Annotated in this window: 15 protein-coding genes; 7 read left to right on the forward strand and 8 right to left on the reverse strand. The window is 70.8% G+C overall.

Annotation, left to right across the window (positions count from 1 at the left end; translation table 11 throughout):
* The first annotated feature begins 14 nt into the window (after nt 1-14).
* From argC to ACFY1U_RS26970, 5 genes are read left to right on the forward strand one after another with little or no spacing between them, the layout of a single operon-like run.
* A complete protein-coding gene (gene argC / locus ACFY1U_RS26950; protein WP_390696699.1) occupies nt 15-1,043 on the forward strand; it encodes an N-acetyl-gamma-glutamyl-phosphate reductase in 1,029 nt (342 codons plus the stop codon).
* Nucleotides 1,040-2,191: a bifunctional glutamate N-acetyltransferase/amino-acid acetyltransferase ArgJ gene (argJ, locus tag ACFY1U_RS26955; protein ID WP_390696700.1), complete on the forward strand. Its 1,152-nt coding sequence runs from the start codon at nt 1,040-1,042 to the stop codon at nt 2,189-2,191. Before argC ends, argJ begins: the two co-directional genes overlap by 4 nt.
* A complete protein-coding gene (gene argB, locus ACFY1U_RS26960) occupies nt 2,188-3,102 on the forward strand; it encodes an acetylglutamate kinase (protein WP_115909264.1) in 915 nt (304 codons plus the stop codon). The genes argJ and argB overlap by 4 nt, the downstream gene beginning before the upstream one ends.
* On the forward strand, nt 3,099-4,292 hold the full coding sequence (locus ACFY1U_RS26965) for an acetylornithine transaminase (RefSeq protein WP_390696701.1): 1,194 nt from the start codon (nt 3,099-3,101) through the stop codon (nt 4,290-4,292). The genes argB and ACFY1U_RS26965 overlap by 4 nt, the downstream gene beginning before the upstream one ends.
* Before the next feature lie 7 nt (nt 4,293-4,299).
* A complete protein-coding gene (locus ACFY1U_RS26970) occupies nt 4,300-4,839 on the forward strand; it encodes an arginine repressor (RefSeq protein ID WP_115909266.1) in 540 nt (179 codons plus the stop codon).
* 83 nt (nt 4,840-4,922) lie between these two features.
* Here ACFY1U_RS26970 and ACFY1U_RS26975 read toward each other — a convergent pair whose 3' ends face one another.
* The 5 genes from ACFY1U_RS26975 to ACFY1U_RS26995 form a co-directional block, all read right to left on the reverse strand.
* Entirely contained in the window at nt 4,923-5,663 is a 741-nt protein-coding gene (locus ACFY1U_RS26975; protein WP_390696868.1) for an FAD:protein FMN transferase, read from the reverse strand.
* Between the two features lie 55 nt (nt 5,664-5,718).
* On the reverse strand, nt 5,719-6,540 hold the full coding sequence (locus tag ACFY1U_RS26980) for an FMN-binding protein (RefSeq protein ID WP_390696702.1): 822 nt from the start codon (nt 6,538-6,540) through the stop codon (nt 5,719-5,721).
* Nucleotides 6,541-6,570: 30 nt separating this feature from the next.
* Nucleotides 6,571-7,953, reverse strand: a complete 1,383-nt coding sequence (locus ACFY1U_RS26985) for a ferric reductase-like transmembrane domain-containing protein (RefSeq protein WP_390696703.1) — start codon at nt 7,951-7,953, stop codon at nt 6,571-6,573.
* Nucleotides 7,954-8,027: 74 nt separating this feature from the next.
* Nucleotides 8,028-8,525 (reverse strand): FMN-binding protein, encoded by a 498-nt coding sequence (locus ACFY1U_RS26990; protein ID WP_390696704.1) that lies wholly within the window; start codon nt 8,523-8,525, stop codon nt 8,028-8,030.
* Nucleotides 8,526-8,541: 16 nt separating this feature from the next.
* A complete protein-coding gene (locus ACFY1U_RS26995) occupies nt 8,542-9,894 on the reverse strand; it encodes a ferric reductase-like transmembrane domain-containing protein (RefSeq protein ID WP_390696705.1) in 1,353 nt (450 codons plus the stop codon).
* A gap of 150 nt (nt 9,895-10,044) precedes the next feature.
* On the opposite strand from ACFY1U_RS26995, the gene ACFY1U_RS27000 reads away from it, so the two are divergent.
* Together ACFY1U_RS27000 and ACFY1U_RS27005 are read left to right on the forward strand one after the other, a co-directional pair.
* Nucleotides 10,045-10,785, forward strand: a complete 741-nt coding sequence (locus ACFY1U_RS27000) for a response regulator transcription factor (RefSeq protein ID WP_390696706.1) — start codon at nt 10,045-10,047, stop codon at nt 10,783-10,785.
* Nucleotides 10,782-12,242: a sensor histidine kinase gene (locus ACFY1U_RS27005; RefSeq protein ID WP_390696707.1), complete on the forward strand. Its 1,461-nt coding sequence runs from the start codon at nt 10,782-10,784 to the stop codon at nt 12,240-12,242. Before ACFY1U_RS27000 ends, ACFY1U_RS27005 begins: the two co-directional genes overlap by 4 nt.
* Here the strand turns inward: ACFY1U_RS27005 and ACFY1U_RS27010 are convergent.
* The 3 genes from ACFY1U_RS27010 to ACFY1U_RS27020 all read right to left on the reverse strand — a co-directional run bounded on the left by ACFY1U_RS27010 (nt 12,229) and on the right by ACFY1U_RS27020 (nt 14,540).
* A complete protein-coding gene (locus ACFY1U_RS27010) occupies nt 12,229-12,939 on the reverse strand; it encodes a L,D-transpeptidase (protein WP_390696708.1) in 711 nt (236 codons plus the stop codon). The two genes, ACFY1U_RS27005 and ACFY1U_RS27010, sit on opposite strands and share 14 nt — an antisense overlap.
* 3 nt (nt 12,940-12,942) lie before the next feature.
* Entirely contained in the window at nt 12,943-13,530 is a 588-nt protein-coding gene (locus ACFY1U_RS27015; RefSeq protein WP_390696709.1) for a pyridoxamine 5'-phosphate oxidase family protein, read from the reverse strand.
* Between the two features lie 125 nt (nt 13,531-13,655).
* Nucleotides 13,656-14,540 (reverse strand): hypothetical protein, encoded by an 885-nt coding sequence (locus tag ACFY1U_RS27020; protein ID WP_390696710.1) that lies wholly within the window; start codon nt 14,538-14,540, stop codon nt 13,656-13,658.
* Nucleotides 14,541-14,739: the final 199 nt, after the last annotated feature.

Consider the following 14,739-nt stretch of genomic DNA (forward strand, 5'->3'; position numbering starts at 1 on the left):
AGGAGGAGGATGACATGGCGGTACGTGCGGCAGTGGCCGGAGCGAGCGGATACGCGGGCGGAGAGCTCCTGCGTCTGCTCCTGGCGCACCCCGAGATCGAGATCGGGGCCCTGACCGGCAACTCCAACGCGGGCCAGCGGCTCGGCGCGCTGCAGCCGCATCTGCTGCCGCTGGCCGACCGGACACTCCAGGAGACCACCCCCGAGGTGCTCGCCGGGCACGACGTGGTCTTCCTCGCCCTGCCCCACGGGCAGTCCGCCGCCGTCGCCGAGGAGCTCGGCCCGGACGTGCTCGTCGTCGACATGGGCGCCGACTTCCGGCTCAAGGACGCGGCCGACTGGGAGCGGTTCTACGGCTCCGCGCACGCCGGTACCTGGCCCTACGGCCTCCCCGAACTGCCGGGTGGCCGCGCCGCGCTGGAGGGGTCCAAGCGCATCGCGGTACCCGGCTGCTACCCGACGGCCGCCACCCTCGCCCTCTTCCCGGCCTACGCCGCAGGTCTCGCCGAGAACGAGGCCGTGATCGTCGCCGCCTCCGGCACCTCCGGCGCGGGCAAGGCGCCCAAGCCGCATCTGCTGGGCAGCGAGGTCATGGGCTCCATGTCGCCGTACGGCGTCGGCGGCGGCCACCGGCACACCCCCGAGATGATCCAGAACTTCAGCGCGGCGGCCGGGGAGCGGGTCTCCGTCTCCTTCACGCCGACCCTCGCGCCGATGCCCCGCGGCATCCTCGCCACCTGCAGCGCGAAGGCGAAGCCCGGGGTCACCGCCGAGTCCGTGCGCGCCGCCTACGAGAAGGCCTTCGCCGACGAGCCCTTCGTCCACCTGCTGCCCGAGGGCCAGTGGCCCGCGACGGCGTCCGTCTACGGTTCCAACGCCGTTCAGGTGCAGGTCGCATACGACGAGGCGGCGGGCCGCATCATCGCGATCAGCGCCATCGACAACCTGACCAAGGGCACCGCGGGCGGTGCCGTCCAGAGCATGAACATCGCCCTGGGATTTGACGAGGCCACCGGCCTTTCGACGATCGGAGTCGCACCGTGAGCGTCACGGCAGCCAAGGGATTCACGGCCGCGGGCATCGCGGCCGGAATCAAGGAGAACGGCAACCCGGACCTGGCCCTCGTGGTCAACAACGGGCCCCGCCGCGCCGCCGCCGGTGTCTTCACCTCCAACCGTGTGAAGGCCGCGCCGGTGCTGTGGTCCGAGCAGGTCCTCAAGGGCGGCCAGGTCTCCGCCGTCGTCCTCAACTCCGGTGGCGCCAACGCCTGTACGGGCCCGAAGGGCTTCCAGGACACGCACGCGACCGCCGAGAAGGCGGCCGAGGTCCTCGGCCGGGGCGCCATCGAGATCGCGGTCTGCTCCACCGGGCTCATCGGCGTACTGCTCCCGATGGACAAGCTCCTCCCGGGCGTCGAGACCGCCGTGTCCCAGCTGTCCGAGCACGGCGGTGAGAAGGCCGCCATCGCCATCAAGACCACCGACACCGTCCACAAGACGTCCGTCGTCACCAAGGACGGCTGGACGGTGGGCGGCATGGCGAAGGGCGCGGGCATGCTCGCCCCGGGCCTCGCCACCATGCTGGTCGTCCTCACCACCGACGCCGCCCTCGACAGTGACGTACTGGACAAGGCGCTGCGGGCGGCGACGCGCACGACCTTCGACCGGGTGGACTCCGACGGCTGCATGTCGACCAACGACACGGTTCTGCTGCTGGCGTCCGGCTCCGCCGAAGTCACCCCGGAATACGAGGAGTTCGCGGAGGCCGTACGGACCGTCTGCGACGACCTCGGCCAGCAGCTGATCCGGGACGCCGAGGGTGCCAGCAAGGACATCAAGGTCGAGGTGATCAACGCGGCGAGCGAGGACGACGCCGTCGAGGTGGGCCGCTCCATCGCCCGCAACAACCTCCTCAAGTGCGCCATTCACGGCGAGGACCCCAACTGGGGCCGCGTGCTCTCCGCGATCGGCACGACGAAGGCCGCCTTCGAGCCGGACCGGCTGAACGTCGCCATCAACGGCGTCTGGGTCTGCAAGAACGGCGGCGTCGGCGAGGACCGCGAGAAGGTCGACATGCGCTACCGCGAGGTGCACATCGTCGCCGACCTCGCCGCCGGGTCCGAGACCGCCACCATCTGGACCAACGACCTCACCGCCGACTACGTCCACGAGAACAGCGCGTATTCGTCATGAGCACCACTCGGAAGCACACCGCGCTCCCCAAGGCCCAGATCCTCATCGAGGCGCTGCCCTGGCTGGTCAAGCACAACGGCAAGACGGTCGTCATCAAGTTCGGCGGCAACGCCATGATCGACGAGGACCTGAAGGCCGCCTTCGCGCAGGACGTCGTCTTCCTGCACCACGCGGGCCTCAAGCCGGTCGTGGTGCACGGCGGCGGCCCGCAGATCAGCGCGGCCCTCGACCAGCACGGCATCGTCAGCGAGTTCAAGGCCGGCCTGCGCGTCACCACCGAGGACGCCATGGACGTCGTACGCATGGTGCTCGCCGGTCAGGTCCAGCGCGAACTGGTCGGGCTGCTCAACCAGCACGGCCCGCTGGCCATAGGCCTCACCGGCGAGGACGCGCACACCATCACCGCCACCAAGCACCAGCCCGAGATCGACGGCGAACTGGTCGACATCGGGCGGGTGGGCGAGATCACCGCGATCGACACGGGCGCGATCGAGGCACTGCTCGCCGACGGCCGCATCCCGGTCGTCTCGTCGATCGCCCGTAGCCAGGACGACGGACATGTCTACAACGTCAATGCTGATACGGCGGCTGCGGCACTCGCTGCTGCTCTTGGAGCGGAGACTCTCATGGTCCTCACGGACGTCGAGGGTCTCTATGAGGACTGGCCCAACAGCGACGAGGTGATCAGCCGCCTGACCGCTTCCCAGCTGGAGAAGCTGCTGCCGGAGTTGAGCTCCGGCATGGTGCCGAAGATGGAGGGCTGTCTGCACGCCGTCCGCAACGGCGTCACCACCGCCCGCGTCATCGACGGCCGGGTCCAGCACTCGATCCTGCTGGAGATCTTCACTGACGAGGGCATCGGCACGATGGTCGTGCCCGACGAGAATCCGCACGTACAGGGGGAGTCGTGAGCAACGAGGAACTGACCGCGCGGTGGCAGGGCGCGCTCATGAACAACTACGGCACCCCGCTGCTGCCCCTGGTGCGCGGCGAGGGCGCCAGGGTGTGGGACGGCGACGGCAAGCGGTACGTCGACTTCGTCGGCGGCATCGCGGTCAACGCGCTCGGCCACGCCCACCCGGCGATCGTCGAGGCGGTCAGCCGGCAGATCGGCTCGCTCGGCCACATCTCGAACTTCTTCATCTCCGAGCCCTCCGTGACCCTTGCGGAGCGGCTGCTGCAGCTGTTCGGGCGGGACGGCAGGGTGTTCTTCTGCAACTCGGGCGCCGAGGCCAACGAGGCCGCCTTCAAGATCGGCCGGCTGACCGGGCGGACCCATGTCGTCGCCACCGAAGGCGCCTTCCACGGCCGCACCATGGGCGCCCTCGCGATGACCGGCCAGCAGGGCAAGCGGGAGCCGTTCCTGCCGCTGCCGGGTGACGTCACCCATGTGCCGTACGGCGACGCGCAGGCGCTCGCAGCCGCCGTCACCGAGGAGACCGCGCTGGTCATCCTGGAGCCGATCCAGGGCGAGATCGGCGTCGTCACCCCGCCGCCCGGCTATCTCAAGGCGGCCCGTGCGATCACCGCCGCGACCGGTGCGCTGCTGGTCCTGGACGAGGTGCAGACCGGAGTCGGCCGTACCGGCCACTGGTTCGAGTACCAGGCCCACGAGGGCGTCCTGCCGGACGTCGTCACTCTCGCCAAGGGCCTCGGCGGCGGACTGCCGCTGGGCGCGACCGTCGCCTTCGGGCGGGCCGCGGAGCTGCTGCAGCCCGGGCACCACGGCACGACCTTCGGCGGCAACCCGGTCGCCTGCGCCGCCGGGCTCGCCGTCCTGGACACGATCGCGAACGAGGGGTTGCTGGAGAACGTCAAGCAGCAGAGCGAGAAGCTGCGGGACGGAATCGAGTCACTGGGCCACCCGTTGATCGACCATGTCCGGGGCGCGGGCCTCCTCCTGGGTATCGTGCTCACCGAGCCGCTCGCGCCCCAGGCGCGCCAGGCGGCTCAGGAGGCCGGATTCCTGGTGAACGCGCCCGCCCCCGACGTCGTACGGCTGATGCCGCCGCTGACTCTCGGCGACGACGAGGTGGACGCGTTTCTCCGGGCGCTCCCCGGCATCCTGGACAAGGCCAACGGGGACGGATCCGGAGAATGAGACGACGATGAGTCACGCGCAGGACGACGCACAGCACGCCGGGCCTGCCGTGCCGCAGACCCGCACCGCACGCCACCGCCGGATCGTGGACATCCTCAACCGGCAACCGGTGCGCTCGCAGAGCCAGTTGGCGAAGTTGTTGGCCGACGACGGCTTGAATGTCACGCAGGCGACGTTGAGCCGGGACCTGGACGAGCTCAACGCGGTGAAGATCCGCAACAACGACGGCGACCTGATCTACGCGGTGCCGAGCGAGGGGGGTTTCCGGACCCCCCGGGCGCCGCTGGGGGAGTCGGCGAAGGAAGAGCGGATGCGGCGGTTGTCGCAGGAGCTGCTGATCTCTGCGGAGGCGTCCGCGAATCTTGTGGTGCTGCGGACGCCGCCGGGGGCTGCGCAGTTCTTGGCCTCGGCCATCGATCAGGCCGAACTGCACGACATTCTCGGCACGATTGCCGGTGACGACACGTTGTTGCTGATCAGCCGGGATCCCAGTGGAGGGAATGCGCTGGCCGAGCATTTGCTGAGGCTGGCTCAGAACGGGCACTGAGAGGGGGCTTGCGGTCCTTCGCCGGCTGCGGGTCGTGGGGGTTGCTCGCGCAGTTCCCCGCGCCCCTAAAAGGGGCGCTCCAGTCAGCCCAGGCGAGCAGCGAGCCCCCCTGTGCACCTCACCTCGTCGCCCGCCGTGATCAGCAAGGCTTCCACGTCCGGGAGGGACTCCAGCCAGCGCAGGCCCTGGTTGGAGCCCATGGCGAAGGCTGCCGTGGCCCAGCAGTCCGCCCAGGTCAGCTTGGGGGCCACCACCGTCACCGCCACCAGGTCGGTCACCGCGGAGCGGCCCGTGCGCGGGTCGACGATGTGGGCGCCGCGCTCGGCGGTGCCGGAGGTCGCCACCGCCAGTTCGTCCGCGCCGGCCGCGGAGACGACCGCCGCGAGCCCGCCCGGGCGCAGCGGGTCCGCCACCCCGACCCGCCAGGGCCGGTGCGGTTCGGGCACGCCGAGCAGCTGGACGTCCCCGCCGCCGTTCATGCTCACGCCGCTCACGCCGGGGGTGGCCGCCAGCAGCCGGGCCGCGCGCTCGGCGGCCCAGCCCTTGACGATGCCGGTCGGATCCAGCCGCCCTTCGTAGCGCATGCTGAACCAGCCGTCGCTCACCCGCTCCGCCTCGGCGCCCAGTGCGAGCACCTCGGCGACCTCGGGATCGCACTGCTCCGCGGACAGCTCGCCCCGCGCGAGCCGGGAGACCTGGCTGTCGTCGCGGTAGGTGCTGAACACCTCGTTCACCCGGTGCAGCCCGGCGATCGCCTCCGCCAGCGCCGCCTGCACCGCACCGGGATCCCCGCCGCGGACGTCGAAGGAGAAGACGGTCCCCATGACCTCCTCCGCATGACGCACCGCGGCGGGAGCTTCTGCCGACTCGGCCACGGACTCAGCCACCGGCCTGGTCCAGTGCCGACTGCAGCGACTGCGTATAGCCGCTGCTCGTGTACGTGGCACCCGACACCGCGTCGATCTTCGCGCTGCCGGCCGCCACCGCCTCCTGGTTGAGCTTGGGGATGGCCATCGCCGTCTTCTGGTCGCTGAGCCCGCCCTTGGGCGCCTGCACCGCCTCGGCCTTGGTGATCTTGCCGTTCGCCACCGTGATCCGGACCTGGACCGGCCCGTACTGGGTCTGCGCGACACTGCCGGTCACGGTCCTGGCCTGGGTGCTCGCGGAGCCCGAGCCCTGGGACTTGCCGGACGAGGAGCCCGCGCCGCCGCCCTGTGAGGGGCTGGTGCTGCCCTGCGAGGAACCGGCGCTCGCCTTCATCTTGTCGATCGCCGACTGTAGCGACTGCTTGTAGCCGTTGCTCGTGTACGTCGCCCCGGAGACCGAGTCGATCTGGGCGCTCTGCGCGGCGACCGTCTCCTTGGTCAGCTTGGGTATGGACAGGGCGGTCTTCTGGTCGCTGGTGCCGCCCTTGGGCGCCTGGATGGCCTCGGCCTTGGTGATCTTGCCGTTGGCGACGGTCAGCCGGACCTGGACGTTGCCGTACTGGGTCTGGGCCACGCTGCCGTCGACCGTGCCGCTCCCGGCGCCCGCGGTGCCGCCCTGGGGCGACTCCTGCGCGGCCGCGGTCTGCTGCGGGGCCGCGCCCGCCGCCTGGGCGTTCGGGTCCGACGCCGGTTTCAGCGACAGCAGCAGTACGACGCCCGACACGGTGGCGGCGGTGGCCAGCACGACACGCCGGATGGGGTGACTCTTCTTCATCGCTTTCCCAGACTCCTGAAGTCCCGTCGCTCACATCTCGAACGACTCGTGATGGATGCGGCGGGCGGGCACTCCCGCGCCGCGCAGTGCTTCGTACACGGTCTGCGCGAAGCCGGCCGGCCCGCACATGAAGACGTCGTGCTGTTCGATGTCCGGCAGCTTCTGCCGCAGCCGCTCCGCCGAGATGTCCGGGCGCTCCCCGTCCGGGCTGTTGACCGCGTACATCAACCGGGCGCCGCGGTCGTCGGCGATGGCGGCGAGCTCGTCCCACAGGGCCAGGTCCTGCGTGGTGTTGGCCCGGTAGAGGAGCGTGATGTCGCCGGAGGCGCCGGGCAGCGTCTCGAACAGGGCCCGCATCGGCGTGATGCCGACGCCGCCCGCCACCAGCAGCACCTTGCCGCGGCTGCGCCGCTGCGCGGTCATCGCGCCGTAGGGGCCCTCGGCCCACACCTTGGTGCCGGGCGTCAGCTCGCGCAGCCGGGCACTGTGGTCGCCGATCGCCTTGACGGTGATCCGCAGCATGTCGGGGCGGGGCGCCGCCGACAGCGAGTACGGGTGGGAGGAGAACCGCATGCCCGGCGCGAGGAACCGCCACCGGAAGAACTGCCCGGCCTCCGCGCCCATCCGGTGCAGCTTCCGCCCGCCGATCAGCACCGACACGATGCCCGGGGTCTCCTCGATCACGGCCTCGACGCGCATACGGTGCCGCAGGTTCAGCCGGATCGGGGTGAGGATCCGGTACCAGATCACCAGCGCGGTCACCGACCCGTACAGCACGTACCAGAAGGTCTTCGCGGTCGGCTCGACGGCGAAGTCGTTGCCGGTGGTGATCTGGTGCCAGAACGTCAGGAACACGGCCCCGTACGTCAGCAGGTGGACGTGATACCAGGTGTCGTACGGGATCCTGCGGCGGACCGGACCGATCGACGTCAGCCCGATGAGCACGAACAGGCCGGTGCCGATGGCCGCCTTGCCCATGTCCGGCAGCTGGTTGATGGAGTCGATCGTCTGCTGGACGATGTCGCCGAGCGACTTGCCCGCCTGCAGCGCGTAGCCCCACATGATGAGGAAGACGTGTGCGAAGACCAGGCAGAGCGTGTAGCGGCCGCTCATCGCGTGCCAGCGCGCCACCCGGTCGGAGCCGACGCGCCGTTCGAGAGCGGGCACGCGGGCCATCTGCAGCACCACGAGTGCCATCAGATAGCCCGCCAGCAGGCCGGTGATCCGGCCCGCGTTGAGGATCTTGCCGTTCTGGTCGGCGATGGACGGCGTGTTGTGCCACCACAGCCACAGCACACCGACCGCGCCCGCCCATACGGCGAGCAGCAGGACGGTCGCCGGGGAGCGGCGCGGGCGGATGCGGCGCATCGTCTGGCGGCGGGCGGCGCGGCCGCCTGCGAGCGTGGTGGTCACTGTTCCTCCGGGGCGGGGCAAGGGGGCTGTCGTGGTCCCTTGGCCCTGAGATACGTGGCGCGACGCCGGTGTGTTCAGCCGCGTGCCGAGTCCAGCGCGGACTGGAGTGACTGGCGGTAACCGCCACTGGTGTACGTGGCCCCGGAGACGGTGTCGATGTTCGCGCTCTGGGCCTGCAGCGCCTCGCTGCGCAGCCGGGGGAGGGCGTAGCTGTTGATCTGCTGGTCCCGTGGGTTGTCCGTCGGGTACTGGACGGCCGTCACGTCGGTGAGCTTTCCGCCCTTGATGGTGACGCGGACCTGGACGGGCCCCCACTGGGTCTGGACCGTGTCGCCCGTGACCGTCTTCGTGGCGGTGGTGGTCGATCCTCCGGAGCCGCCGGACCCGGTCGAGCCCGTCGAACCGGTCGAGCCGCTTGACGCGCTCGAACTGCTGCTGGGCGCGGGCACCGCCAGAGCTGTCGTCGGCGAGGCGTGCGGCTTCAGCGAAAGCAGCAGCACCATGCCGGAGACGGTGGCGGCGCTCGCCAGCACGATGCGGCGCAGCGGACGGTTCTTCTTCAGCGCGTGCACTTGACGGCCTCTGCTCTCAGAATTCGAACGACTCGTGGTGGATACGGCGGTCCGGCACACCGGCGTCGCGCAACTCCTCGTACAGGTCCTGGGCGAAGCCGTGCGGACCGCAGATGTAGACGTCGTATACGGCCAGGTCGGGGAAGGTGGCCCGCAGGTTCTGCGCGGTCAGGCGGGGGCGCCGGCCGTCCTGCCCGTTGAGCGCGTACAGCACCTTCGCGCCGCGCCAGCGGGCGATGGCCTCCAGCTCGCCGCCGAGGGCGAGGTCCTCGGCGGTGCGCGCCCGGTACACAAGCGTGACGTCCCCGGGCAGCGTCTCGAACAGTGCGCGCATCGGTGTGATGCCGACACCGGCGGCGATCAGCAGCGACTTCGGCGAGGTCTGCCGGTCCTCGGTCAGCGAACCGTAGGGGCCCTCGGCCCACACCCGGGTACCGGGCCGCAGCAGGGAGACGGCCGCGCTGTGGTCGCCGAGCGCCTTGACGGTGATGCGCAGCAGGTCACGGCGGGGCGGCGCCGACAGCGAGTACGGCGTCGATGTCCAGCCCATGCCCTCGCCGAGGAACCGCCAGCGGAAGAACTGGCCCGCCCGCGCCCCCATCTCGTCGAGCCGGTGCCCCTGGACGACGACCGAGTAGACGCCCGGCGCCTCGCGGTGCACGGACTGGACGCGTAGCCGGTGGCGCAGGTTCAGCCGGACCGGGGCGAGGATCCGGAACCACAGCACCAGGGCGGCGACGCCCAGGTACAGCGCGTACCAGGCGGCCGTGGCGAACGCGTGGCCGTTGAAGTCGTTGCCCAGCGCAAGCTGGTGGCCGAAGGACAGGAATACGGCCGCGTAGGTGAGCAGGTGGACGTAGTACCAGAACTCGTAACTGGTCCTGTGCCGCACTGCACGGGCCGAGGCGATGCCGACCGCGAAGAGGATGACCGTCCCGGCCGTGGCCTTGAGCATCTCCGGGTAGTCCAGGACCACCGTGACCGCCTCGTGCAGGAGCGAGGCCTGGTCCTGGGCGGCGTAACCGAGCAGGATCAGCACGACGTGCGCGACCAGCAGGCTGATCGTGTAGCGGCCTGCCATCGCGTGCCAGCGCGCCACCCGGTCCGAGCCGATCCGCCGCTCCAGCAGCGGCACCCGCGCCATCAGGCCGACCAGCCCGGCGCAGGCGTACCCGCACAGCAGCCCGGCGATCCGCCCGGCCCCGGTCAGCCAGCCGGCCGTGCCCACCACCGAGCCGGTGTCCGTCCACCACAGGGCGACCACGGCCGCCGCCCCCGCCCACAGCAGGGCGAGGACGGGGCCCGCGGGGGAGCGCCGCGCGGCCGGCGCCACGGCCGGTGCCGTCCGCCGCTCGTACACGGTGGTCATATGTGCGTCCTTTCGCCTGTATCCGGACGCAACTGTGCCGCCGCAACCTCTCAGCAGGCTCTGAACGGGCACGCTCTGAGCCCACTCAGAGGAAACTCAGAGCCCCGGCGACCACCGCCCGCCTCGGCGAGGAGCCATCCTGGTAGCGAGATGAACACCACCCGCTCCGGCCGCCCCGCCCTGACCCGCCCCGACGGCACCCCGCTGCGTGTCCTCGTCGTCGACGACGACCCCGACCTGGCCGAGGTGCTCTCCGGTGCCCTGCGCTACGAGGGCTGGCAGGTCCGCACAGCCGGCGACGGCGCCTCCGCACTGGCCGAGGCGCGGGAGCTGATGCCGGACGCCGTCGTGCTGGACGTGATGCTGCCCGACACCGACGGCTTCGCCGTGCTGCGCTCCCTGCACACCGTGCAGCCCGACGTGTGCGTGCTCTTCCTCACCGCACGGGACGCGGTCGAGGACCGCATCGCCGGCATCACGGCGGGCGGCGACGACTACGTCACCAAACCCTTCAGCCTGGAGGAGGTCGTCGCCCGGGTCCGCGGACTGCTGCGCCGCGCCGGCATGGCACGCCAGCTGGACGAGGGCCCGCGGCTGACGGTGGGCGACCTGGTGATGGACGAGGAGGCCCGTGAGGTGACCCGGGCGGGCGAGCTGATCGAGCTGTCGCCCACCGAGTTCGAACTGCTCCGCTTCCTGATGCGCAACCCGCGCCGCGTGCTCAGCAAGGCACAGATCCTCGACCGGGTCTGGTCCTACGACTTCGGGGGCCGCGCCCACGTCGTCGAGCTGTACATCTCCTACCTGCGCAAGAAGGTGGACGCGGGCCGCGAGCCGATGATCCACACGGTGCGGGGAGCCGGGTACGTGATCAAGCCGGTGGCGCCATGAGGGTGCAGTTGCGGCGGTTGCCCCGGCCCCGGACGCTCCGGGCCCGGCTCACCGTCGGCCTGGTGGTGCTGTTGGCGGTCAGCTGCGCGGCGGTGGGCCTCGCCGCCGTGATCGAGCTGAACGGCTTCCTGACGAGCCGCCTCGACGAGCAGCTGCAGCAGACCGGGAACCGATTCGCGGTGAGCCTCGAACACGGTGGTCAGTTGCCCAGCGACCACGACGCGGACAACCGCGGCGACGACCGCAGACAGGCCGCCGGCACCTTCGGCGCCCGCCTGGTCGACGGTACGGCCACCAGGGCCGCGGTCATCAAGACCGGCGGAGTCGTCGACGTCGCGCTGACGGCCAGGGACACCAGGCAGCTCGCCGCGGTCCCGGTCGACGGCAGGGGCCACAGCGTCCGGCTCTCCGCGCTTTACGGCTACCGGGTGACCGCGTCCAGAGGTCTCGACGGCGACGTCCTGATCACCGGGCTGCCCCTGGAGCCCGTGGAGGCCGCCGTCCACCGCCTCGAACTGGTCGCCGCGATCGTCTTCGGCGCCGCCCTCACGCTCACCGGCGTCGCGGGCGCCCTCTGGGTACGCTGGTCCCTCAGACCGCTGAGCCGGGTCGCCGCGACCGCCACCCGGGTCAGCGAACTCCCGCTGGCCAGCGGCGAAGTGGCCCTGCCGCCGCGCGCCCCCGAGTCCGACCCGCGCAGCGAGGTGGGACAGGTCGCCGGCGCCTTCAACCGCATGCTCGGCCACGTCGAGGGCGCCCTGACCAAACGGCACGCCAGCGAGGAGCGGCTGCGCAGCTTCGCCGCCGACGCCAGCCACGAGCTGCGCACCCCGGTCGCCTCGGTCCGCGGCCACGCGGAGCTGGCCCTGCTGCACCCCGGTCCGGTACCGCCGGAGATCACCCGGGCCCTGGAGCGCATCGCCGCCGAGTCGTCCCGCATGGGCGAGATGGTCGACGAGATGCTGCTGCTGGCCCGCCTGGACGCGGGCCGCCCCCTGGAGCGGCAACCCGTCGACCTCACCATGCTGGTCCTGGACGCCGTCACCGACGCCCGGGCCGCAGGCCCCGAGCACCGCTGGGAACTGGACCTGCCCGAGGAACCGGTCACCGTCACCGGTGACAGGCACCGCCTCCACCAGGTGGTGGCCAACCTGCTGGCCAACGCGCGTCTGCACACGCCCGCCGGTACGAAGGTCACGGTGACCCTGGAAACCGCGGACTCCGCCGCCGTCCTGCATGTGCACGACGACGGCCCCGGCATCCCCGCGGACGTCCAGCCGGGCGTCTTCGAACGCTTCACACGGGCCGACCACCGCCGTCGCGCGGACGCTTCCGGTGGCGGTGCGGGCCTGGGCCTGTCGATCGTGGCGGCGGTGACGGAGGCGCATGGGGGGAGTGTGGAGGTGCAGAGCAGGCCGGGGTCGACGACGTTCACCGTACGGATCAGTACCGCGTGATCGCCGTACTCCCGCTCGCCGTTCCGACGGCGATGTGCGGCCGCTTCCCGGGAACCGCCCACCTGAGCAGCGCCTGCATAGCGGACCTGGGCACGGACACACAACCCGCGGTGGCCCCACGCCCGTTGACATGCAGGAAGATGCCGGCGCCCCGCCCCCGTACGCGCTGGTGGTAGTTGAACCCGATGACGAACGCATACGCGTACTGCGTCCCGTACGAGGCGAGATGCTCGGACTCGGACGCACGGCAGTCGGCCGGACGAGGATCGGTCCAGCGGTTGTAGGACGTCGAGGGGATGTCCTCGCACCACCACGAACTCTGCCTCACGGCACGGTACTTGTACCGGGTCCCGCGCGGCGCGGACTTGATGCCGAAGGCGTACGGCAGGTCGTACAGCCCGGTCGGAGTCGTGTTCGTGTTCTGCCTGCGCGACGCGCCCTCCACGAGTCCCTTCGCCCCGAACCGCGCGGACGCCGAACCGGCCTGCACCCACCGGCCGCCCCGCAGGTCCCACCAGGTGACCCTGCCGGTCGTCGAGCCCGCCTTCGGGGCCACGGCGGTGATCAGCTGCGTACCACCACCCGTGTCGGCCATCCGGGCGGGAAGAGGCGCACCGGAGGCCGAGGCGGCCGGCACGGTACCGAGGACCAGGAGCGAGGCGCACACCAGAGCGCCGGCGACGAGAGCTGATCGCATGGCTCAGACCGTAGACGGGGGGAGCGGCAACGGCAGCCCGGGTAGGCCATCCAGGCTCTTGGCGATGTGCTCCTTCTTGGCGAAGTACTCGCCGAGCGAGGCGTCGTCCTCCCGCGCGAAACGCTTGCCGTGCAGGTCGCGGTCCTCGTCGTAGGTCATGAACGGCACGGCGTAACCGCAGGTGTCGCGGACTAGTTCCGCCGTCACGAGGATGACGGCCCGCAGACCGTGCGGGGCCGGATCGATGTCCGGGAAATGCGTGAGCAGTTCCTTGAAGCGCGGGTCGTCGCGGAAGACGGGCTCTCCGCGCCCGTGCACCCGCACGATGTTCGGCGGGCCCTGGAAAGCGCACCACATCAGCGTGATGCGCCCGTTCTCCCGCAGATGCGCGATGGTCTCCGCGTTGGATCCGGCGAAGTCCAGATAGGCCACGGTGCGTTCGTCGATCACCGCGAAGGAGCCCTTGAGGCCCTTGGGGGAGAGGTTGACCGTGCCGTCGCCGGAGAGCGGCGCGGTCGCGGTGAAGAAGAGGGGCTGCGCCTCGATGAACGTGCGCAGCCTGCCGTCTATGCGTTCATAAGTCTTTCCCACGCCTCACGATTATGGACGCAAACCTTTCGCCCGTCTAAGGAATTGCGGGCTCCACTTGGCCGCCACCGGCCGTGGCCACCCCGGCCGGCGTTCCATCGGGGCGGCCACAGCGCCTGTCACGCCCGTTACTTGGTGAGCGTGCAGGCGGCCAGGGAGTCCAGGCCGGTCGGCTTGGCCGCGGTGCGGCCGATGGCGGTCGCGATGCGGTCGACGGTCGACTTCCGCTTGTCGGCCAGCGGGCCGAGGATCGCGTTCTGCACGAAGTTCGGGCCGCCCTGGCCGACCGTGCTCTGCAGCCGGTTGTTGGCCTCCTGGATCTGCGTCTGCAGCAGGGTGAGGTTGCGGGTGACCTCGGCCTGTGCGGAGGCGGGGATCGCCGGCAGCTTGGAGGCGACGTCCGGGCAGCTGATGGTGCCCGCGGCGGAGGCGCCCGAGCCGGCGTTGCCCTTGTTGGCGTTGCCCGCGTTCGCGTTGCCCTTGTTGGCGTTGCCCGCGTTCGCGTTGCCCTTGTTCGCGTTGCCCTTGTTGGCGTTGCCGGAGTTGGCACCGGCGTTCGCACCCGCGGCGTTGAGGGTGCACGGCGCCAGCGCGTCCAGTCCGGTCGGCTTGGCCGCCGTACGCCCGATGGCCGTGGCGATGCGGTTGATCGTGGCCACCCGCTTGTCCTTCAGGGGCCCCAGGATGGCGTTGTTCACGAAGTTCGGGCCGCCCTGGCCGACCGTGCTCTGCAGCCGGTTGTTGGCCTCCTGGATCTGCGTCTGCAGCAGGGTGAGGTTGCGGGTGACCTCGGCCTGTGCGGAGGCGGGGATCGCCGGCAGCTTGGAGGCGACGTCCTGGCAGGTGATGGTGCCGGGGGACGCGGCCAGGGTCCGGGCGTTGGTCCCGCTGCTCTTGGACGGCGTCCCGGCGAGGGCGGAACCGGCGATCACCGCTCCGGACAGCGCCACCGCGGCAGCGCCGCCGATGATCGCGACGCGACGCTTGTTGTACTTCGGAAGAGCCCTGGACATGCGGATGCCTCACTTGGGTCAGGAGTGGGTTTACAGACGCGGCGCCGGCGTTCGGGGTGAAGTACGGGTAAGCGGTTTCGTTTGTTCAACCGTCCTTCAGAACTTCTCCACACCCCGGCTGACCCCCGAGGTCGATTGACGAATCATGCAGAGCACTGCATACTCATGCATGTCAGTGAATGCGGTGTGAGGAGACCCC

The sequence above is a fragment of the Streptomyces sp. NPDC001351 genome, from assembly GCF_042896045.1.
GTDB lineage: Bacteria > Actinomycetota > Actinomycetes > Streptomycetales > Streptomycetaceae > Streptomyces.